Source organism: Methylobacterium phyllosphaerae (assembly GCF_001936175.1).
In the GTDB taxonomy this organism is placed as follows: Bacteria; Pseudomonadota; Alphaproteobacteria; order Rhizobiales; family Beijerinckiaceae; genus Methylobacterium; species Methylobacterium fujisawaense.
In genome coordinates, this window is sequence record NZ_CP015367.1 from 5,123,764 (window position 1) to 5,143,211 (window position 19,448).

The following is a 19,448-nucleotide window of genomic DNA, read 5'->3' on the forward strand; positions in this document are numbered from 1 at the left end:
GTGATGTCCTCCTGAGGATTGTTGCGCCGAGGCGCGCCGTGACCCTCCCCCCTCTGCGGGGGAGGGTACCCTGCGCAGCAGGGGGGAGAGGGGCAGCGCGACGCGGCAGGATCGCGCGTCCGTCGCGACAAATCCGGATGCGGCGCTCCCCTCTCCCGACCCTCGCTGACGCGAGGGCCACCCTTCCCCGCAGAGGGGGGAGGGCCATGCGCGTCCGACTTAGTGGCTGATCATCCAGGGCCGCGCCTTCGGGAAGCTCTTGGCGGCGGCCGGGGCCGCGGTCGCCTTCTTGGGGGTGCAGCAGCCGCAGCCGGCCCCGTGGCTCCCGGAGCGACGGGGCGCGTGGCGGCTGCGCTCGTTGGTGGCGTGGGCGGCCCGCAGCCCCGCATCCATGCCGGCGATGCGCGGCGCGGTGAGAAAGGCGCGCTGGCTCGAGCTGCCGCAGTCCGGGCAGGCATGCGGATCGCGGAACTCGGCCATCGGCCGCATCACCGTGAAGGGCCCGCAGGCCTCGCAAGCGTAATCATAGACGGGCATGGCGACGCTTTCAGAAAGGCTGCCGGATCAGACCGCTGTCGGGCGAAACGCGGGTTCCCTCTCCCGTGCGGGAGAGGGACAGGGTTGAGGGATGCGACCTCTCCGGAAAGACCGGGTCCCTCACCCCAACCCTCTACCGCACGGGAGAGGGGGCAGGTCGCGTCCGATGAAAGCGGGCGCGACACGCAGCAGACGGCCTGATCACAGATCCGGCGAGAGCGGCATCTGGATCGAGCCGTCGAGGAACTGGGTCGGTCCGTCGGCGCCCGGGTTGATGTCGAACTCGAAGATCTTGGTCGGTATCCAGAGCGTCGCGCACGCGTTCGGGATGTCGACCACGCCCGAGATGTGCCCCTGGACCGGCGCCGTGCCGAGGATCGAGTAGGCCTGCGCGCCCGAATAGCCGAACTTCTTGAGGTACTCGATCGCGTTCAGGCAGGCCTGCCGGTAGGCGATGTGGACGTCGAGGTAATGCTGGCCGCCGCTCTCGTCGACCGAGATGCCCTCGAAGATCAGGTGATCGTCGTATTTCGGCGTGATCGGCGACGGCTTGAAGATCGGGTTCTTGATCCCGTACTTCGCCATGCCGTCCTTGATCAGCTCGACCTTGAGATGGACCCAGCCGGCCATCTCGATGGCGCCGCAGAAGGTGATCTCGCCGTCGCCCTGGCTGAAGTGGAGGTCGCCCATCGAGAGGCCGGCGCCGGGAACGTAGACCGGGAAGTAGATCTTCGAGCCGCGCGACAGGTCCTTGATGTCGCAATTGCCGCCGTGCTCGCGGGGCGGGACGGTGCGGGCGCCGGTGGCCGCTGCGGCGTCTTTCGCGTCGCCCTTCAGGCGGCCCATATGGGCCGTCGGCCCGAAGGGGAGGGTGGCCAGCGCCGGCACGCGCTCCGGATCGGTGTCGTAGAGCGCCTTCTCGCGGGTGTTCCAGGTCTCCAGCATCTTCGGATCGGGCAGGCAGCCGATCAGGCCGGGATGGATCAGGCCCGGGAAGCGCACGCCCGGCACGTGGCGGGACTTGGTGAACATGCCCTCGAAGTCCCAGATCGACTTCTGGGCCTGCGGGAAGTGCTCGGTGAGGAAGCCGCCACCGTTCTTCTTCGAGAAGAAGCCGTTGAAGCCCCACTGGCTCTCGGGCTTTGCGCCGATGTCGAGGAGATCGACCACCAGCAGGTCGCCGGGCTCGGCGCCCTCGACGCCGATCGGACCCGAGAGGAAGTGGACGATCGACAGGTCGATGTCGCGCACGTCGTCGGCGGAATCGTTGTTCTTGATGAAGCCGCCAGTCCAGTCGTAGGTCTCGACGATGAAGTCGGCGCCCGGCTTCACATAGGCGACCATCGGGATGTCCGGGTGCCAGCGGTTGTGCACCATGTCGTTGTCGTAGGCCGATTGCGTGAGATCGACCTTGATCAGCGTCTCGGGCATGTTCTGTCTCCAGCTCCCTAGAACCTTGGGGCGGACCCCATCCGCGCGCCGGTGCGCGAATCTCACCCGCTCGCGAGCAGCTCGTTCAGCGCGTCGTCGAGGACCTTGATGTCGTCCGGGCTGGTGCCGGGCCCGCCCGCGAAATGGCCCCACCACGTGTCGATCACGCGCAGCTCCGCGTTCGGCATGGCAGCCGCCTCGATGGCGTTGTCCTCGGGCGGAAAATACAGATCCGTGGAGGCGGGCATCAGGATCGCCTTGGCGCGGATGGCGCCGAGCGCCGCCTTGAAGTCGCCCTTGAAGGTGTCGTTGGCGCTGATGTCGCCGTGCTGCCACGTCCACAGCATGGCGAGCAGGTTGTTGGCGTCGCGTTCGTAGAACAGGCCTTCCCAGAACCCGATCAGGAAGTCCTCCAGCGAGGCGTAGCCCATGTGGGTGATGTCGGCCTCGAGCCGGTAGAAGGTCTGCGACAGGCCCCAGCCGGCATAGACCCGGCCGAAGGCGCGCAGCCCCCGCGTCGGCGGGCTCGTGTACCAGCCCTCCGCCCAGGCGGCGTCGGCCTGGAGCGCCGCCTTGGCGCCCTCCAGGAAGACGTAGTTGTGCCGCGAGCACTTGGCCGAGCCCTGAAACGGCAGGATCTTCGGCACCATGTCGGGGTACATCGACGCCCAGTGGTAGGTCTGGAGCGCGCCCATCGACCAGCCGGTGACCAGAACCAACTTCTCGATGCCGAAATGCTCGGTGACGAGGCGGTGCTGGGCGCGGACGTTGTCGTAGGCGGTGACGTTGGGGAAGCGCGGCCCGTTCCAGGGCGCGGGCGTGTTGCTCGGCGAGGACGAGAGCCCGTTGCCGAACATGTTCGGGATGATGATGAAGTACTTGTCCGGGTCGAGCGCCTTGCCGGGGCCGATCAGCCATTCGTTCTCGGTGTGCTGGCCCGAGTACCAGGTCGGGTAGACGATGGCGTTGTCCTTGGCGGGGCTCAGGGTCCCGAAGGTCTTGTAGGCGAGCTTGGCCGCGCGCAGCGTCTTGCCGCACTGAAGGACGAAGTCGCCGAGTTCAAAGATCTCGTAATCGGCCATTCCGCGCTCCTCAGACCGACAGGAACCGGGCGACGGCGGCCTCGTCGATGCCGTCGCGCGTGGCCTCGTGGACGATGGCGCCGTTCTCCAGCACGATCACCCGGTCGGCCACGTCCAGGGCGAAGCTCAGGACCTGCTCGGACACGACGATGGACAGGCCGCGCGCGTCGCGGATCTTCTTCAGGGTCCGGCCCATCTCCCGGATGATCGAGGGCTGGATGCCCTCGGTGGGCTCGTCCAGAAGCAGGACCTTCGGGCGGCTCGCGAGCGCCCGGGCGATGGCGAGCTGCTGCTGCTGCCCGCCCGACAGGTTGCCGCCGCGCCTTCCCTTCATCTCCAGGAGCACCGGGAACATGTCGTAGAGGTCCTGCGGCACCTTGCGGGTGCCGGTGACCGTGAGCCCGGTCTCGATGTTCTCCTGGACCGTCATGGTCGAGAAGATCATCCGGCCCTGCGGCACGTAGGCGAGGCCCTTGGCGACCCGGGCATGGCTCTTGAGGGCACCGACATCCGCCCCCTCGACCCGGATCGACCCGGCCTTGACGGGAACGAGGCCCATCAGGGTCTTCATCAGCGTGGTCTTGCCCATGCCGTTGCGGCCCATCACGGCGACGATCTCGCCCGGGGCCACCGAGAAGGTGAGCCCGTGCAGGACCTCGCTCTGGCCGTAGGCGGCGTGCAGGTCCTCGACGGCGAGCGCCGGCGTGGCGGATGGGATCGTGGCGAGCGGGGGCGCCTGGACGGGGGCCGAGTGCGCGGTCTGGAGCGACGCCATCGTCAATGTCCCAAATACACTTCGATGACCTTCGGGTCGTTCTTGACCCGGTCCATCGACCCTTCGGAGAGCACCTTGCCCTGGTGCAGGACGGTCACCCGGTGGGCGATGTCCTCGACGAACTTCATGTCGTGCTCGATCACCAGCACCGAGCGGCCCTTGATGATCTGGTTGAGCAGCTCGGCGGTCTTGATCCGCTCGCCGACGCTCATCCCGGCCACCGGCTCGTCGAGCATCAGCAGCTCCGGGTCCTGGATCAGCAGCATGCCGATCTCCAGCCACTGCTTCTGGCCGTGGCTCAGGAATTCGGCCCGCTCCTTGAGCTGGTCCTTCAGGAAGATCGTCTCGGCGATGGCGTGGATGCGGTCGCGGACCTCCGCGTCCCGCTTGAACGTGAGGGCGCCGAACACCGAGCGGCCGCGGGGGAACGAAATCTCGAGGTTCTCGAACACCGTCAGGTCGTCGTAGATCGACGGCGTCTGGAACTTGCGGCCGACGCCGGCCTGCACGATCGCGCTCTCGGAGAGCTTGGTGAGTTCCTGGCCCTTGTACTTGATCGAGCCGGCGCTGGCCTTGGTGCGCCCGCAGATCAGGTCGAGCACCGTGGTCTTGCCGGCCCCGTTCGGGCCGATGATCACCCGGATCTCGTCGGGATCGACGTAGAACGACACGTCGTTCACCGCCTTGAACCCGTCGAACGAGACGGTGAGCGCCTCGACGGCGAGGAGGTAGTCGGGCGGGGCCGCCCCGGCGCCGACCACGGGGGAGGGGAGGATCGCGGCGTTCATGGCGTGCTCACTCGGCCGGGGCGCCGTGGGGCGGGACGATGGCGGGTTCGGGCGCCTGCAGGCTCTTGGCGCGGCGGGTGAGGCGCGGCTCGATATGCTCGCGCCAGATCCCCGCGAGGCCGTTCGGGAAGGCCAGCACCACCGCGATGAACAGGGCGCCGAGGCCGAACAGCCAGAGGTCCGGGAAGCTCTCGGAGAAGCTGGTCTTGGCCCAGTTGACCAGCAGCGTGCCCCAGACGGCGCCGAACAGGGACAGGCGCCCGCCGACCGCGGCGTAGATCACCATCTCGATGGAGGGGACGATGCCCACGAAGGAGGGCGACATGAACCCGACCTGCAGGGTGAACATCGCCCCGCCGATCGCCGCCAGTCCGGCGGCGAAGCAGAAGGCGAAGACCTTGAACCCCGCCACCGAGTAGCCGGAGAAGCGGACCCGGTCCTCCTTGTCGCGCATGGCGACGAGGATGCGGCCGAGTTTCGACTTCTTCACGTATTGCGCCGCCAGGATGCAGGCGATCAGCAGGCCGCCATTGACGAAGTACAGGATGAATTTCGCCGAGTCGGTGCGGATGTCCCAGCCGTGGAGGGTGCGCAGATCGGTGATGCCGTTGATGCCGCCGGTATAGCCCTGCTGGCCGACGATCAGGATCGTCAGGATCGCCGCGATGGCCTGGGTGATGATGGCGAAATAGGTGCCGCCGACCCGGCGCTTGAACATCGCGAAGGAGATCAGCATCGCGAACAGGACCGGCACGGCGACCGCCAGCACGATGGTGAGCGGCAGGCTCTTGAACGGCTGCCAGAACCAGGGGAGCGCCGTGATCTGGTTCCAGTCCATGAAGTCCGGAATGCCGGGCGTGGACTGGATCTTGGTGTTCTCGATGCTCGAAGCCTCCAGCTTCAAGTACATCGCCATGCCGTAGCCGCCGAGGCCGAAGAACACGCCCTGGCCGAGGGACAGGATCCCCGCATAGCCCCAGCAGATCACCAGCCCGAGGGCCACGAACGCGTAGGTGAGGTACTTGCCGACGAGGTTGAGGCGGAAGCCGTCGAGCATCAGCGGCAGGACGACCAGGATCACCCCGGCCAGGAGGAAGAGGCTCAGCCACTCCACCGGCTTCATGAACGGGTTGTCGTTGACGGTGACGGATTTGGTGAGGGTCTGGACCGGGTTCGTCATCGGGAAAACATCCTCAGCGCCGGACCTTGAGGGTGAAGAGGCCCTGGGGCCTCAGCATCAGGATGCCGACCACCGCGAGCAGGGTGATCACCTTGGCCATCGAGCCGGAGAGGAAGAACTCCAGGGTCGACTGCGTCTGGGAGATCGAGAAGGCCGACGCGATGGTGCCGAGCAGGCTCGCGGCGCCGCCGAACACGACGATCAGGAAGGTGTCGACGATGTAGAGCTGGCCCGAGGTCGGCCCGGTGGAGCCGATCATCGTGAAGGCCGAGCCGGCGATGCCCGCGATGCCGCAGCCGAGGCCGAACGTGTAGCGGTCGACCTTCTCGGTATCGATGCCGACCGCCCCCGCCATGGCGCGGTTCGACATCACGGCGCGGACCTGCTGGCCGAAGCGCGAGCGGAAGATCAGCAGCGCGACGCAGACGGTGATCAGGATGGTCACGGCCATGACGAACAGGCCATTGATCGGGATCTCGATCGTGTCGGTGACCTGCACCGAGCCGATCAGCCAGGACGGCAGCTCGACGCCGACCTCGCGGGCACCGAAGATCGACCGGTAGGCCTGCTGGAGGATCAGCGAGAGGCCCCATGTGGCGAGGAGCGTGTCGAGGGGACGCTTGTAGAGGAACCGGATCAGGCCCCATTCCACCAGCATGCCCAAAGCCCCGGAGGCGAGGAACGCCAGGCCCATGGCGATGAAGAAGTAGATCGGGAACAGCGCCGGCAGATAGGTCTGGCAGAAGGTCGAGCAGAGATAGGTGACGTAGGCGCCGAGGATCATGAACTCCCCGTGGGCCATGTTGATCACGCCCATCTGGCCGAAAATGATCGCGAGCCCCAGCGCCATCAGGAGGTAGACGGAGAACAGGATCAGGCCGGCGAAGCCCTGCATGGTGAAGATCGCGCCGAGGTCGCCGAGGGAATAGTCGCCGAGCATGTCTTGGTCTTCCGCTGCAGATCGGGGCGGAGGGCGAGCGTCCTCCGAGCGGATTGTTCGGTGCCGGTTCTGAAGTCCGCGACGGACTCCCTCTCCCGTTCGGGAGAGGGTTGGGGTGAGGGATGTGCCTTCTCCGGAAGGACCTCGTCCCTCACCCTGTCCCTCTCCCACACGGGAGAGGGGACCCGCGTTCCATCCGGTGAGCGGCGGCGCGGACTGTGTGCGGGCCTGGGGCTATTGGTAGCCCTTCGGGAACGGATCGGGCTTGATCAGCTCGGGACTGGTGTAGACGATCTCGAACTGGCCATCGGTCTTGGCCTTGCCGACCCGCGTCTTCGACCAGAGGTGATGGTTCTCGTCGATCTTGACGTAGCCTTCCGGCGCGCCCTTGAACTCGATGCCCGGCGAGGCCGCCACCACCTTGTCGACGTCGAAGGAGCCGGCCTTCTCGCAGGCCATCTTCCACAGGAACGGGCCGAGATAGGCCGCCTGCGTCACGTCGCCGATGACGGTCTTCTCGCCCCACATCTTCTTGAAGGCGGCGACGAACGCCTTGTTGTTCTCGTTGTCGATCGACTGAAAGTACTTCATGCAGGCATAGGCCCCGGCGATGTTCTCGCCGCCGATGCCGTCGATCTCGTCCTCGGTGACTGAGATCGTCATCAGCACCTGCTTCGACAGGTCGATGCCCGCCGCCTTGAGCTGCTTGTAGAACGCCACGTTCGAGCCGCCGACCACGTCGGCGAAGATCACCTTCGGCTTGGTAAGCTTGATCTTGTTGATGACCGAATTGAACTGCGTGTGGCCGAGGGGGAAGTACTCCTCGCCGACGACCTTGCCCTTGAGGACGTTCTCGACGTGCTTGCGGGCGATCTTGTTCGACGTGCGCGGCCAGATGTAATCGGAGCCGATGAAGTAGAAGCTGTCGCCGCCCTTCTCCTTGTGCACCCAGTCGAGGCCGGCGAGGATCTGCTGCGTGGCCTCCTGGCCGGTGTAGAAGACGTTCTTCGACTGCTCCAGGCCCTCGTAGAAGGTCGGGTAGTAGAGAAGGCCGTTATACTGCTCGAAGACCGGCAGCACCGCCTTGCGCGAGGCCGAGGTCCAGCAGCCCATCACGGCGGCGCAATGGTCGTTGACGAGGAGCTTCTTGGCCTTCTCGGCGAAGGTCGGCCAGTCGGAGGCGCCGTCCTCCTGGATGATCTTGATCTTGCGGCCGAGCACGCCGCCGGCGTCGTTGATCTGCTGGATCGCGAGTTTTTCCGCTTCCTGGGCGCCGGTCTCGGAGATCGCCATCGTGCCGGTGATCGAGTGCAGGATGCCGACCGTCACCTCGGTGTCGGTCACCGCGAGGCCGGTGGTGTTCACCGCTGCGGTCGGCGGCGCCGCCCAGGCATTCCGCGGCATCAGCGCCAGCGCCGGAGCGCCGGCCAGTCCCATGAGCAGCCTGCGCCGCAGCGGGGAGCGCAAGCCGTGATCGGCGCCGGTCTCGGTGTCGTCTGCCATGTGCCTGACCCTGTTCGCGTCCGGGGCCTTGAGAGGCGGCCGCGGATCGACGAGCGCAGGCTAGGTCCTGGGTTGCGGTGCGGCCTATACGCGATTTTGCGTATGGCCGTACTTTTGCATGCGGTGCACCATCGTTGCGGAATACTTTGAGGTTGGGGTGACGGGGAGCGCGAAGAGCGTGAGCACCGTTCGGGTGCTCGATGTTTCGCGCGCGCCCGCGCCCGTTGGCGTCGCATGCGCCGCGCCGGCCATGGGCGGCGGCCGGGTCGTCGGGTCTCCGGCACCATGAGCGGGCCGCAGCGCATCATCCCGATCCGCCGGGACTACAACCGCTTCGTCGCCGACGAGACCCTGGAGGATTACGCCCTCCGCTTCACCGCCAAGAAGGCGCGGCGCTGGTCCAGTCTGGAAGTGGCGCAGACCGCGCTCGGGTCGATATCGTTCCTGGCGCTCGAGGCGATCGGCGGGACGCTGGCGCTGACGGCCGGGCTCCCCAACACGGTGGCGGCCGTCCTGGTCGTCGGCCTGATCATCTTCGCCACGGCGGCACCGATCACGGTCTACGCCGCCCGTCACGGCGTCGACATGGATCTCCTCACCCGCGGCGCCGGGTTCGGCTATCTCGGCTCGACCGTCACGTCGCTGATCTACGCGAGCTTCACGTTCCTGTTCTTCGCCATCGAGGCGGCGATCATGGCGCTGGCGCTGCAGCTCTGCTTCGGGCTGCCGCTGGGCGTCGGCTACCTGCTCTGCGCCGGGGCGGTGATCCCGCTCGTCGTCTACGGGATCCGTCTGATCAGCCGGTTCCAGATCTGGACGCAGCCGATCTGGATCGGGCTGAGCCTGCTCCCGCTGATCTTCGTGGCGGCACAGGGCGCGGGGCCGCTGCGCGCGCTCACCGTCTTCCCGGGCCTCGACGGCGGCGGCGCCGGCTTCGATCTCGCCCGATTCGGGCTCGCCACGGGCGTCCTGCTGGCGCTGCTGGCGCAGGTCGGCGAGCAGGTCGACTTCCTCCGCTTCGTGCCGGAGCCGGCAGGTCCGCGCGACCGCCGCTGGTGGCTGGCGGTCCTGGCGGGCGGCGCGGGCTGGATCCTGCCCGGCATGCTGAAGATCCTGCTCGGCGCCGCCCTCGCGGTCCTGGCCCTGGGGCACGGCGTCCCGCCCGAGCACGCTGCCGAGCCGACCCGGATGTATGCGGTGGCCTTCGGCTATCTGACGGGGGAGGGCAGCCGGGCAGCACTGCTGCTCACCGGGCTGTTCGTCATCGTCTCGCAGCTCAAGATCAACCTCACCAACGCCTATGCCGGCTCGATCGCGTGGTCGAACTTCTTCTCCCGGCTGACCCACAGCCATCCGGGACGGGTGGTCTGGCTCGTGTTCAACGTCGCCATCGCGGTGCTCCTGATGGAGCTCGGTATCGACAAGACCATCGAGAGCACGCTGCCGCTCTACGGAGCCGTGGTCTCGGCCTGGGTCGGGGCGCTCGCCGCGGACCTCGCGGTCAACAAGCCGCTGGGCCTCTCGCCTCCGGGGATCGAGTTCAAGCGCGCCCATCTCTACGCCGTGAACCCGGTGGGGACCGGCGCCATGGCGCTGGCGCTGACGGCTGGCGGCGCGGCCTATCTCGGCTGGCTCGGCCCGATCCTGCAGCCCTTCGCGCCGCTGCTCACCCTCGCCGTCGCCTTCGGCGCCGCGCCGGCGATCGCCTGGGCGACGGGGGGGCGCTGGTATCTCGCCCGGACGCCCAAGCAGGATTGGGGCACCGCCGAGGTCACCTGCCGGGTCTGCGAGTTGCCCTTCGAGGGCGAGGACATGGCCCATTGCCCGGCCTACGACGCGCCGATCTGCTCGCTCTGCTGCTCGCTCGACGCCCGCTGCGGCGACCTGTGCAAGCCGCACGGAAGGCTGGAGGTGCAGGCGCAAGCCGTAGCCGCCCGGATCCTGCCGGGCCGGACCGCAGCCTGGATCGGCGCGCCGCTCGGCCGCTACCTCGCGGTGATGCTGACGCTCTGCGCGGTGATCGGCCTGATCCTCGGCATCGTGCATGCGGGCGCGACGATTGCCCACCCGGAGAATCGCGAGTTCCTGCGCACGGCGCTGACCAGCGTGTTCTTCACCCTGGTGGTGATCCTCGGCGTGGTGGCGTGGCTGTTCGTGCTCGCCCAGGAGAGCCGGCGCGTCGCCCAGGCCGAGACGATGCGCCAGACCGCACTCTACCAGGCGGAGATCGCCGCCCATAAGATCACCGACGCCAAGCTGCAGGAGGCCAAGGAGCGGGCCGAGGCCGCCAACCAGGCCAAAAGCCGCTACGTGGTCGGGATCAGCCACGAGCTGCGCACGCCGCTCTCCACGGTGCTCGGCTACGCGCAGCTCCTGGAATCGGATCCGGCGATCCCGGCGCACCGCCTCAACGGTCTCCGGGTGATCCGCCGCAGCGCCCAGCACCTGTCCGGGCTGATCGACGGCCTCCTCGACATCTCGCGCATGGAGGCCGGACGCCTTCAGATTCACCGCGACGAGGTGCGCCTCGCCGATTTTCTCGACCAGCTGGTCGACATGGTTCGGCTCCAGGCGCGCGAGGCGGGGCTGGAGTTCCGCTTTTCGCGGCCGGAGATCCTGCCGGCCGTGGTCGCCACCGACGAGAAGCGGCTGCGCCAAGTGCTGCTCAACCTTTTGTCGAACGCCATCAAGTTCACGGAAACCGGCACCGTCTCGCTGGACCTGAGCTACCGGAGCCAGATCGCGATCTTCACGATCCGCGACACCGGTCCCGGCATCCCGGAGGCGGATCTCGCGCGGATCTTCGAGCCGTTCGAGCGCGGCTCGACGCCGGCCGCCCGCAGCACGCCGGGAACCGGGCTCGGGCTCACCATCGCCAACCTGCTGGCCCAATTGCTGGGCGGCGAGATTACCGTGACGGCGGCACCGGGCGGCGGCACGCAGGCGCGTCTGCGGCTGATGCTGGCCTCCGTGGCCCAGCCGGCACCGATTGTCCCGCCCGCGCCGGCGGCGGCCCCGGAGCGGGTCTATGCGGGCGCGCGACGCACCGTCCTGGTCGCCGACGACGACAGCGCCCACCGCGCGCTGATGCGGGCGATCCTGGAGCCGCAGGGCATCTCCGTCCTGGAGGCCGGCTCGGGGCCGGAGTGCCTGGCCATCGTCGCGCGGGGCGGGGTCGACCTGATCCTGCTCGACATTGCGATGCCCGGGATGACCGGCTGGGCGGCGGCCGCGGCCCTGCGGCAGGCCGGACATACCGGCCCCATCGCCATGATGTCCGCCAATGTCCACGAGATCAGCCCGGTTCGCGGCGACGACGCGCCCCACGACGCCATCTTCGCCAAGCCCTTCGACCTGCGCGACGTGATGGAGCGGATCGGCAAGCTCCTCCACCTCGAATGGACCGAGAGCCCCGCGCCGACGCAGCCAGAGCCTGTTCCGGCCTTCGCGGACGGGCCGGGGCCCGGGCCCGAGCATATCGGCGAGCTCCTGCGCCTCGGCCGGATCGGGCATATCCGGGCCATCGAGGCCAAGCTGATCCAGATGGAGGAGGACGCGACCGTGCCGCCCGCTTTCGTCGCCCGGATGCGCGGGCTGGTCGAAGGGTACGACCTGCGCCGCTATCTCTCGGTCCTGCAGGAGCTCGCCCGTCATGGCTGAGGCGCCGAAGCTCCAGCCGAACCGGGACATCGTCCTGGTGATCGATGATTCGCCCGACACGCTGAGCTTCCTCACCGAGGCGATCGAGCGCTCCGGGGCCACCGTGCTGGTCGCGGTCGGCGGCGACCTCGCCCTGGCCCTCGTGGACGAGATCACGCCCGACGTGATCCTGCTCGACGCGGTGATGCCGGGGCTCGACGGCTTCGAGACCTGCCGGCGGCTCAAGGCCAAGCCGCATCTCGCCGGCGTGCCGGTGATCTTCATGACCGGCTTGAGCGAGACCGAGCACATCGTGAAGGGCCTCTCCGCCGGCGGCATCGACTACGTCACGAAGCCCATCGCGCCGGACGAGATCCTGGCCCGGATCCGCGTGCACCTCGCCAGCGCCCGCGCCGCTCAGAGCGCCCGGGCTGCCCTCGACACGGCCGGGCGGACCCTGTTCGCCGTCTCGGAGGACGGGCATGTGCTGTGGTCGACGCCTCAGGCCGGCCGGCTGCTGGCCGGGCTCGGCGCCGATCGCTCCGACGCCGTCGAACTGCCCGCCAAGGCGCGCGACTGGCTGCGCGGATGCCTCGCCGGCGCCGCGCAGCCCCTGACGCTGACCGATCGCGACGGCCTCGCCTACGCTCTGAGCTTCATCGGCCGCACGCCGGACGAGATCCTGCTCCGCCTGTCGCGGGACGCGCTCTCGGCGGGGGTCGAGCGGCTCCGGGCGCGCCTCCCGGTCACCGGCCGCGAGGCGGAGGTTCTGCTCTGGCTGTCCCGCGGCAAGTCGAGCCGCGACATCGGCGAGATCCTCGGGCTCAGCCACCGGACCGTGACCAAGCACCTCGAGGGCATCTACGCCAAGCTGGGCGTGGAGAACCGCACGGCGGCCTCGATCATCGCCGCCCGCCATCTGGAGGGGTGAGCCGAAGGCCGCATCCCGCTCTTGTCCACAGGCTGCGCAGCCCGGCGAAACGCCTTGGTAAGCCCCGTTCCCTCACGGTCCCGGCTCAGCCTGACAAGCCGAGTCCGGATGCGATGATGACCAGCCAGCAGCTCGCCGACGAACTGAAGCGGATCGCCACCACGCAGGTCAGCGACATCACCCGCGCGGTGAAGGAAGGCCAGAAGTCGATCGCGCTCAACGAGGTGCGGGACATGGCGCGGCGCCTTGTCCTGCTCGCGGACGCCTTCGATCCGAAATCCGCGGCTGAGAAGTCCGAACCCGTCGCCGAAGCCGTCGACGACGCCCAGGCCGCCTGACACCCGTTGCCGGCGGTGTCCCCGCCGGTCCCCTCCCAGGAGCGCTTCATGGTCCGCGCCCACTTCACCATCCGCCTCGGCAACGCCTCGCTCCCGGCCTCGGCGGCCCAGTGGGTCGAGGATGTCGAGGCCGCCCGGTCCACCGCGCGCACGATCGTGCAGGGGCTGATGCGCCAGCACGGCGGCGACCCGCGGCTGATGGAGGCGGCGATGGTGATCACCGACGACGACGGCGCCACGCTCCTGGAGATGTCCTTCTTCGACGCGCTGTACCTGCCGGTCGAGCCGGTCGCGGATGCCGACCGTCGCCGGCCGCGTGCGCCGCGCAAGGCCGCGCCGCTGGGTCTGACGGCCGCCCTCGGCCCCGTCCGGCGTCTCGCGGGCGCGCTGGGCATGCGCGCGCCTTCCCTGTCGGGCCGCTGAGACCGGCTCAGCCGAAGAGGTCGCTGACCACGAAGCCGCGCGGTGCGAGGCGCTCGGCCAGCACGCGCCGATGGCAGCCGGCCGGATCGCGCTCGAAGCACAGCAGGCAGATCGGGGCCCCCTCGGCCAGCGCGGCGAGCTCGTCGAGGGCCGCGAGGCCTGCGGCCGTGTCCAGCACCTCCTCGCAGTAGATCCGGCGCATCAGCGCCGCGTCCCCGGCCCGGGCCGCCTGCCGGCCGGATTTCGGTGTCCCGAGGCTGCGCAGATGCGCGTAGCCCAGGCCGGCCTCGCGCAGGGATGTGCCCAGCGCACCCTTCGAGAAGCCGCGCTTGCGTGAGTTCGCCACCGCCCGGACATCCGCCAGCGTTGCGACCCCCGCCGAGCGCAGGACCCCGACGAGGCGCTCCGAATCGAGGCCTTCGTAGCCTATGGTAAAGAGTTGCTTACTCACGGCGCCGTGTCCGGACTCGCGTTGCGGGACCGCGACTTAGCCGGATCTCCCCCTGTGAACCAACCGGGGATGGGCGCCGTATGTCGCGGGCAGGCAACGCGTCCCGGAATTCCGCCGCAATGATCGCAAAGCTCCGTTAACCGCGCCGGGGCCATCGAATACGCCTGTCTGTGGCGCTTCTTCGGTGGCGGGCTAAACACTGATGTCGCGGATTTCAAAACTTTCGCGGTCGCCGTTCGGGGAAGTCGCTCGGAGTCTGACCGACCGTCTGAAGCCGGCCCGGCGCCTCGCCGGGCGCTTCGCCGCCGCCGCCATCCTGGCCGGCCTCGCGGCCTGTGCCTCCAACAACGACTTCTATCCGACGAAGGGTGACGCCAAGCCCCATCCGGGCGTGGCCAAGGCCAAGCTCCACCCGATCCAGGGCATCGACATCTCGAAGTGGCAGGGCAACGTCGACTGGGCCTCGGTCCGGGCCGCCGGAACGCAGTTCGCCTTCATCAAGGCCACCGAGGGCGGCGACCACGTCGACGAGCGCTTCCGGACCAACTGGGACGGCGCGGCGCGGGCCGGCGTGCCGCGGGGCGCGTACCACTTCGTGTTCTGGTGCCGCTCCGCCAGGGAGCAGATGGACTGGTTCAAGCGGAACGTTCCGAACGACCCCACCGCACTGCCGCCGGTCCTCGACGTCGAGTGGAACGGCCACTCGCAGACCTGCCCGAAGAAGCTGCCCAAGGCGCAGGCCCTGGCGATGGTCACCGAGATGCTGGAGGAGATGGAGCGCTACACCGGCAAGCGCCCGATCATCTACACCGACATCACCTTCCACAAGGACGTGCTGGAGGGCGAACTCCCGGACTATCCGCACTGGCTGCGCTCCACCGCGGCCGAGCCGGAGCAGCGGTTCGTCAACCGTAAGTGGATGCTGTGGCAGTTCACTTCGACGGGTCGGGTCCCGGGCGTGCGGGGTGACGTCGATCGCAACGCCTTCTACGGGACCCCGTCCGACTGGGCCTCGTTCCTGGCCACCGACTGCGATCCGCGCGAGCACAGGAGACTCTCGGAGCAGGGTCTATGCACGGACAAGTAGATGAACGGGTGCAACGAAACCTAAGTTAGTTCGAGGGCGCAGCCTGCGGGCTATGGCTGGCGAGTCCGCACGCTGACGGGCGCATATCCGTGAGGGTCCCGACGGGACCCTCTCTGCCGCATCTCGCCGCCCCATGCCGATCGAACCTGCCGCCTCCACCGGCAACCTGCTCCTCGACGCGCTTTCGGGTTCGGACCGCGCGCTGATCGAACGCGATCTGGAACCGGTGACCGTCGCCAGGGGGGACACGATCCTCACGGCTGACTCCGGCGCGAGCCCTGTGATCTTCCCCTGTGACCAGACCGTTGTCGCGCTGGTCGTCGCCACCCACGACGGCCGGATGGCGGAGACCGCGAGCGTCGGTCACGACGGGGCGGTCGGCGGGATCATCGGCCAGGCCCGGCTGCCGAACGCCGTCAGCGGGCTGGTGCAGGTGGGCGGGCGGGTGCTGCGCCTCGACGCGGACCGGCTGCGGGAGGCCGAGCGCCGATCCGCCACGTTCCGCGATCTGTTCGCCCGCTATGCCGATTGTTTCCTGGCTCAGCTGCTCCTGATCGGGGCCTGCAACGCCGTGCACCCGATCGAGCAGCGCTGCCTCCGCTGGCTGCTGTCGTTGCAGGACCGGACCGGCGGCGACACCCTTCCGGTCACCCACGAGCTGATGGCCGCGATGCTCGGCGTCCAGCGGACCTACCTCACCCGGATCCTGCGGATGCTGCAGGAGCAGGGACTCCTCCGGGCGGAGCGCGGGCGCATCACGATCGTCGATCGCCGGGCGGTCTCGGCCGCCGCCTGCGCCTGCCACGCCCGCGTCCGGCTCCATTGCGAGGCGGTGCTCGGCGCGGTGTACGGGCCCGATGGTCCGCGCCGGGCCGCACCGGACGCGGATGCCGGGCCGGTGTCGCGAACGGCCTGAGGGGCCGGAGCGCGGTCAGTCGACGACGGGCACGCAGACCGGCGCTGCGAGGCCCGGGACCGGCGCCACCACCACGTCGATCCCGTAGATCAGACGCAGGAGCGCCGGGGTGACCGTGGCGGCGGACGGCCCGTCGGCGACGAGGCGGCCCCCGTGCAGGGCGACGAGGCGGTCGGCGCAGAGCAGGGCGTGGCCGGGATCGTGCGTCGAGAACAGCACGGCGATGCCGGCCTGGGCGAGGCGGCGGATCTGCCCGAGGACGCGGGCCTGATTGCCGAAATCGAGGCTCGCGGTCGGCTCGTCCATGATTAGCAGCCGCGGCTCCCCGCTCAGCGCCCGGGCGATCAGGGCGAGCTGCCGCTCGCCGCCGCTGATCTCGGTGTAGACCGTGTCGGCCAAGTGCCCGATCCCCAGGGCGTCGAGGGCCTTTTCGGCCGCCGCCGCGTCGGACGGGCCGGGCGCGGCGAACGGGCCGATCCGGCTCGCCCGGCCCATCACGACGACCTCCCGGACGGTGAACGGGAAGAAGGCCGCATGCGCCTGGGGGACGGCGGCGACCATGCGGGCGATGGCGCTGCGCGACAGCCGGGACAGGTCGGTGCCGCCGAGGACGATGCGACCGCCCCGGGCGGGCAGCAGCCCGAGCAGCGTCTTGAACAGGGTGGTCTTGCCGCCGCCGTTCGGCCCGATGAGACACAGCACCTCGCCCGCGGCGAGGTCGAACGACACGCCGCTTCCGACGATGCGGCCGCCGTAGCCGAAGGCGAGGTCCCGCACGTGGAGCAGCATCACGCGAAGCCCCGGCGCCCGGACGCCAGCAGCCAGAGGAAGAACGGGGCCCCGACCAGGGCCGTCAGGATGCCCAGCGGCACCTCGACGGTTCCCATATTCCGCGCGATCAGGTCGACCAGCACGAGGTAGCCCGCTCCGAGCGCCAGCGAGGCCGGCAGCAGCCGGCGGTAATCCGGCCCGACCAGCAGCCGGGCGATGTGCGGCACGATCAGCCCGATCCAGCCGATGACCCCGGTCATCGCGACGGCCGCCGCCGTGATCAGGGTCGCGCCGGCGATCAGGACCGGGCGCAGCACCCGCGTCTCCACGCCGAGGGTCCGCGCCTCCGCGTCGCCGAGGCTCATCAGGTTCATGCGCCAGCGCAGCAGGACGAGGGGCACGAGGCCGATCAGCATCATCGGCAGGGTGGCGGCGACGTCGCCCAGGGTGACCGAGGACAGGCTCCCCAGCAGCCAGAAGGTGATCGCCGGCAGCTGGTTGTAGGGGTCGGCCAGCACCTTCAGGAGCGAGATGCCCGCCCCGAGCACCGCGCCCACCGCCACCCCCGCCAGGACCAGGGTCAGGACCGGATCGTGCCGCCGCACGGCGAGGCCGACGCCGTAGACCGCGGCGACGGCGCCGAGCCCGCCCAGGAAGGCCAGGAGCTGGATCGGCGCCACGGGCAGGCCGAGATAGATCCCGAGCACGGCGCCGAGCCCTGCGCCGGCCGACACGCCGAGGATGTCGGGGGAAACCAGCGGGTTGCGGAACAGGCCCTGGTAGGTCGCCCCGGCCGCCGACAATGCTGCGCCGACCACCAGAGCGGCGACCACCCGGGGCAGCCGCACCTGCATCACCACGGTCTCCGCCGCGGCCGGCGCGCGCAGGGGCAGGCCGAGCAGATGGTGCCCGAGGATTGCGGCAAGGTCCGCGGGCGCGACCGGATATTGGCCGACCGCCAAGGCGAGCACGGCCAGCGCCACCAGAGCCAACCCGGAGAAAAGCGCCGCGGAAATCCGCAGGCGGCTGCGGGTGCGAAGCCCGATCGCCTCGGCCGCAGCCGGGATGTCGCTCATTTCGGCGCGTCCGGTTCCGCGCCCGGGGGCCTCGGTCCGAGGAGGGCGGCGACCTGATCGCCGTCGAGATCGACGTGGTAGAAATCCCGGTAGAAGGCGCGCACCACGTCGGGCATCGGTTCCGGGAACAGGTCCGGGTGGAGCCGGGCCGCCAGCCAGCGCAGGCCGATCAGGCGGTTGACCCCCGGAGGCGCGTCGAACCACGGGAACGGCTGAAGCGGCGCCACGTAGATCCGCCCCGTCTGGACGGCCCTGATGGTCCGCCACAGCGGGTCGGTGCGCAGCCCGGCCGCGAAGGCCGGGTCGAGGGTGACGATCACGTCCGGGTTCCAGGCGAGGACCTGCTCGGGCGAGACGTTGCCGAGGCGACCGCCGCCGTCCTGCGCGACGTTGCGGCCGCCCGCGGCCTCCACCAGCTCGGTGTTGATCGATCCGGCGAAGCCCGTCTCCAGGCCGCGCGGGCCGCGCGCGTAATAGACCCGGGGCCGCCGGTCCTCGGGGAGCGTCGCCACGGCGCGGTCCACCCTGTCGGCGAGAGCCTTGGCCTCGGCCGCCAGGGCATCCGCCGCGGATTGACGGCCGAGCGCGGCGCCGAGCTGCCGGTAGGCTTCCGGACTCTTCGCGAAGCTGCCGTCGAGCAGGATGTAGGGAATCCCGGTCTGCGCCTGGATCCGGTCGGCGAGGGACGCGTAGGTCGGCCCGAGACTCCCCGAATCGACGATCAGGTCGGGCTTGGCGGCCAGGACCGCCTCGACATTGGCCGTGCCGCCCCGACCGGTCAGGCGGCCATAGGCCGGCAGCGTTGGGGTCCGGGGCTCGAGGAGGGGCAGCGCCTCGGGATGCGGTGCGGTCACCCAGCCGGCCATCAGGTCCGGCGCCAGGGTGTAGAGCAGCACGGCGGCCAGCGGCCCCGCGGCGAGCACCCGCCCGATCCTTTCGGGAAGTTCGACCGTGCGGCCGGCCGCATCCGTGAACGGACGCGCCGCGGCCGCCCCGGATGCCACCAGCAGCAGGATCAGCGCCGCGGCCAGGGATGCCCGGCGACCGGGGCTCGATGGCATCAGACGGATGTCCGCTCGAGGATCTCGATCAGCGCGCCGTCCGGTCCCTCCACGAAGGCGATCCGCAGGCCGGGCCCGCGCTCGGTGATGCCGGTCCGCACCGTCACGCCCCGGGCGGTGAGATCGGCCATCGCCGCCGCGATGTCGGCGACGCGCAATCCGACATGCTCGATCCCGAGGCAGGGCGTGGTCGCCGCGGGCGCGATCTCGGCCGGGGCCTGCTCGATGAAGACGGCGAGGCCGCCGAGGTCGAGCACGACACGCTGCACCGGATCCGTGCCGACGCGCTTGACCTCGCGGGCTCCGAACGTCGCGATGTAGAAGGATGCGGCCGCGACGGCGTCGCGGCTGCGCAGGTGGAGGTGGTCGCAGGCGTAGTGCATCGGCTCTCCGGCCTCGGGTGATTCCGGCGCGATCGGCCTCCGGCCCGATCCCGCCGGAGGCGCCGGTCGGCGCTGCCTCCGACGATAGGGCCGGCCCGCAGCCGCGGCGAGATCGGCCGCTTGACGTTCGGCACGA

The 19,448-nt window shown here is 69.6% G+C and carries 19 protein-coding genes; 6 read left to right on the plus strand and 13 right to left on the minus strand.

Annotated features, from left to right (window positions below; all coding sequences use genetic code 11):
* Positions 1-219 precede the first annotated feature (219 nt).
* The 8 genes from MCBMB27_RS23465 to urtA form a co-directional block, all read right to left on the minus strand.
* Positions 220-537 (minus strand): FmdB family zinc ribbon protein, encoded by a 318-nt coding sequence (locus MCBMB27_RS23465; RefSeq protein ID WP_043353431.1) that lies wholly within the window; start codon positions 535-537, stop codon positions 220-222.
* Between the two features lie 201 nt (positions 538-738).
* The gene (fmdA, locus tag MCBMB27_RS23470; protein WP_043760420.1) at positions 739-1,968 is read right to left on the minus strand and encodes a formamidase; all 1,230 of its coding nucleotides are present in this window, start codon (positions 1,966-1,968) and stop codon (positions 739-741) included.
* A gap of 62 nt (positions 1,969-2,030) precedes the next feature.
* Positions 2,031-3,050: an alpha/beta fold hydrolase gene (locus tag MCBMB27_RS23475; RefSeq protein WP_043381787.1), complete on the minus strand. Its 1,020-nt coding sequence runs from the start codon at positions 3,048-3,050 to the stop codon at positions 2,031-2,033.
* Positions 3,051-3,060: 10 nt separating this feature from the next.
* Positions 3,061-3,825, minus strand: coding sequence for an urea ABC transporter ATP-binding subunit UrtE (urtE, locus tag MCBMB27_RS23480; protein WP_075381392.1), 765 nt, complete (start codon positions 3,823-3,825; stop codon positions 3,061-3,063).
* Positions 3,826-3,827: 2 nt separating this feature from the next.
* Entirely contained in the window at positions 3,828-4,613 is a 786-nt protein-coding gene (urtD, locus tag MCBMB27_RS23485; protein ID WP_075381393.1) for an urea ABC transporter ATP-binding protein UrtD, read from the minus strand.
* Between the two features lie 7 nt (positions 4,614-4,620).
* Complete coding sequence (gene urtC, locus MCBMB27_RS23490; protein ID WP_043353440.1) at positions 4,621-5,793, minus strand: urea ABC transporter permease subunit UrtC; 1,173 nt, start codon at positions 5,791-5,793, stop codon at positions 4,621-4,623.
* 13 nt (positions 5,794-5,806) lie between these two features.
* On the minus strand, positions 5,807-6,733 hold the full coding sequence (gene urtB / locus MCBMB27_RS23495) for an urea ABC transporter permease subunit UrtB (RefSeq protein WP_075381394.1): 927 nt from the start codon (positions 6,731-6,733) through the stop codon (positions 5,807-5,809).
* A 234-nt stretch (positions 6,734-6,967) separates the two neighbouring features.
* Entirely contained in the window at positions 6,968-8,236 is a 1,269-nt protein-coding gene (gene urtA / locus MCBMB27_RS23500) for an urea ABC transporter substrate-binding protein (protein WP_043381780.1), read from the minus strand.
* A 285-nt stretch (positions 8,237-8,521) separates the two neighbouring features.
* On the opposite strand from urtA, the gene MCBMB27_RS23505 reads away from it, so the two are divergent.
* The 4 genes from MCBMB27_RS23505 to MCBMB27_RS23520 all read left to right on the plus strand — a co-directional run bounded on the left by MCBMB27_RS23505 (position 8,522) and on the right by MCBMB27_RS23520 (position 13,567).
* Positions 8,522-11,896, plus strand: a complete 3,375-nt coding sequence (locus MCBMB27_RS23505) for a hybrid sensor histidine kinase/response regulator (RefSeq protein ID WP_043354168.1) — start codon at positions 8,522-8,524, stop codon at positions 11,894-11,896.
* Positions 11,889-12,806: a response regulator transcription factor gene (locus MCBMB27_RS23510; protein WP_075381395.1), complete on the plus strand. Its 918-nt coding sequence runs from the start codon at positions 11,889-11,891 to the stop codon at positions 12,804-12,806. Before MCBMB27_RS23505 ends, MCBMB27_RS23510 begins: the two co-directional genes overlap by 8 nt.
* A 113-nt stretch (positions 12,807-12,919) precedes the next feature.
* Positions 12,920-13,144, plus strand: coding sequence for a hypothetical protein (locus MCBMB27_RS23515; RefSeq protein WP_075381396.1), 225 nt, complete (start codon positions 12,920-12,922; stop codon positions 13,142-13,144).
* Positions 13,145-13,192: 48 nt separating this feature from the next.
* Entirely contained in the window at positions 13,193-13,567 is a 375-nt protein-coding gene (locus tag MCBMB27_RS23520) for a DUF6894 family protein (protein ID WP_043381776.1), read from the plus strand.
* Positions 13,568-13,574: 7 nt separating this feature from the next.
* On the opposite strand, the gene MCBMB27_RS23525 is transcribed toward MCBMB27_RS23520, so the two are convergent.
* Positions 13,575-14,018 (minus strand): DUF488 domain-containing protein, encoded by a 444-nt coding sequence (locus MCBMB27_RS23525; protein WP_043354156.1) that lies wholly within the window; start codon positions 14,016-14,018, stop codon positions 13,575-13,577.
* A 202-nt stretch (positions 14,019-14,220) separates the two neighbouring features.
* Between MCBMB27_RS23525 and MCBMB27_RS23530 the strand changes: the two genes are divergently transcribed.
* On the plus strand, positions 14,221-15,105 hold the full coding sequence (locus MCBMB27_RS23530) for a glycoside hydrolase family 25 protein (RefSeq protein WP_051044925.1): 885 nt from the start codon (positions 14,221-14,223) through the stop codon (positions 15,103-15,105).
* Positions 15,106-15,238: 133 nt separating this feature from the next.
* Complete coding sequence (locus MCBMB27_RS23535) at positions 15,239-16,021, plus strand: Crp/Fnr family transcriptional regulator (protein WP_075381397.1); 783 nt, start codon at positions 15,239-15,241, stop codon at positions 16,019-16,021.
* Positions 16,022-16,036: 15 nt separating this feature from the next.
* Here the strand turns inward: MCBMB27_RS23535 and MCBMB27_RS23540 are convergent, their stop codons facing one another.
* Genes MCBMB27_RS23540 through MCBMB27_RS23555 form a run of 4 tightly spaced genes read right to left on the minus strand, consistent with a single transcriptional unit; the run spans position 16,037 to position 19,312 of the window.
* Positions 16,037-16,810, minus strand: a complete 774-nt coding sequence (locus MCBMB27_RS23540; protein ID WP_075381398.1) for an ABC transporter ATP-binding protein — start codon at positions 16,808-16,810, stop codon at positions 16,037-16,039.
* Entirely contained in the window at positions 16,810-17,868 is a 1,059-nt protein-coding gene (locus tag MCBMB27_RS23545; protein WP_075381399.1) for a FecCD family ABC transporter permease, read from the minus strand. Before MCBMB27_RS23545 ends, MCBMB27_RS23540 begins: the two co-directional genes overlap by 1 nt.
* Positions 17,865-18,929, minus strand: coding sequence for an ABC transporter substrate-binding protein (locus tag MCBMB27_RS23550; RefSeq protein WP_075381400.1), 1,065 nt, complete (start codon positions 18,927-18,929; stop codon positions 17,865-17,867). The genes MCBMB27_RS23545 and MCBMB27_RS23550 overlap by 4 nt, the downstream gene beginning before the upstream one ends.
* Positions 18,929-19,312 carry a VOC family protein gene (locus MCBMB27_RS23555; RefSeq protein WP_075381401.1) on the minus strand — a complete coding sequence of 128 codons (384 nt, stop codon included), beginning with the start codon at positions 19,310-19,312 and terminating at the stop codon, positions 18,929-18,931. The genes MCBMB27_RS23550 and MCBMB27_RS23555 overlap by 1 nt, the downstream gene beginning before the upstream one ends.
* Between the last annotated feature and the right edge of the window lie 136 nt (positions 19,313-19,448).

Bases quoted from the DNA above. Each gene is read 5' to 3' on its own strand.
- MCBMB27_RS23465 (WP_043353431.1), bottom strand. From the start codon at position 537: ATGCCCGTCTATGATTACGCTTGCGAGGCCTGCGGGCCCTTCACGGTG.
- fmdA (WP_043760420.1), bottom strand. From the start codon at position 1,968: ATGCCCGAGACGCTGATCAAGGTCGATCTCACGCAATCGGCCTACGAC.
- MCBMB27_RS23475 (WP_043381787.1), bottom strand. From the start codon at position 3,050: ATGGCCGATTACGAGATCTTTGAACTCGGCGACTTCGTCCTTCAGTGC.
- urtE (WP_075381392.1), bottom strand. From the start codon at position 3,825: ATGGCGTCGCTCCAGACCGCGCACTCGGCCCCCGTCCAGGCGCCCCCG.
- urtD (WP_075381393.1), bottom strand. From the start codon at position 4,613: ATGAACGCCGCGATCCTCCCCTCCCCCGTGGTCGGCGCCGGGGCGGCC.
- urtC (WP_043353440.1), bottom strand. From the start codon at position 5,793: ATGACGAACCCGGTCCAGACCCTCACCAAATCCGTCACCGTCAACGAC.
- urtB (WP_075381394.1), bottom strand. From the start codon at position 6,733: ATGCTCGGCGACTATTCCCTCGGCGACCTCGGCGCGATCTTCACCATG.
- urtA (WP_043381780.1), bottom strand. From the start codon at position 8,236: ATGGCAGACGACACCGAGACCGGCGCCGATCACGGCTTGCGCTCCCCG.
- MCBMB27_RS23505 (WP_043354168.1), top strand. From the start codon at position 8,522: ATGAGCGGGCCGCAGCGCATCATCCCGATCCGCCGGGACTACAACCGC.
- MCBMB27_RS23510 (WP_075381395.1), top strand. From the start codon at position 11,889: ATGGCTGAGGCGCCGAAGCTCCAGCCGAACCGGGACATCGTCCTGGTG.
- MCBMB27_RS23515 (WP_075381396.1), top strand. From the start codon at position 12,920: ATGATGACCAGCCAGCAGCTCGCCGACGAACTGAAGCGGATCGCCACC.
- MCBMB27_RS23520 (WP_043381776.1), top strand. From the start codon at position 13,193: ATGGTCCGCGCCCACTTCACCATCCGCCTCGGCAACGCCTCGCTCCCG.
- MCBMB27_RS23530 (WP_051044925.1), top strand. From the start codon at position 14,221: ATGTCGCGGATTTCAAAACTTTCGCGGTCGCCGTTCGGGGAAGTCGCT.
- MCBMB27_RS23535 (WP_075381397.1), top strand. From the start codon at position 15,239: ATGCCGATCGAACCTGCCGCCTCCACCGGCAACCTGCTCCTCGACGCG.
- MCBMB27_RS23540 (WP_075381398.1), bottom strand. From the start codon at position 16,810: ATGCTGCTCCACGTGCGGGACCTCGCCTTCGGCTACGGCGGCCGCATC.
- MCBMB27_RS23545 (WP_075381399.1), bottom strand. From the start codon at position 17,868: ATGAGCGACATCCCGGCTGCGGCCGAGGCGATCGGGCTTCGCACCCGC.
- MCBMB27_RS23550 (WP_075381400.1), bottom strand. From the start codon at position 18,929: ATGCCATCGAGCCCCGGTCGCCGGGCATCCCTGGCCGCGGCGCTGATC.
- MCBMB27_RS23555 (WP_075381401.1), bottom strand. From the start codon at position 19,312: ATGCACTACGCCTGCGACCACCTCCACCTGCGCAGCCGCGACGCCGTC.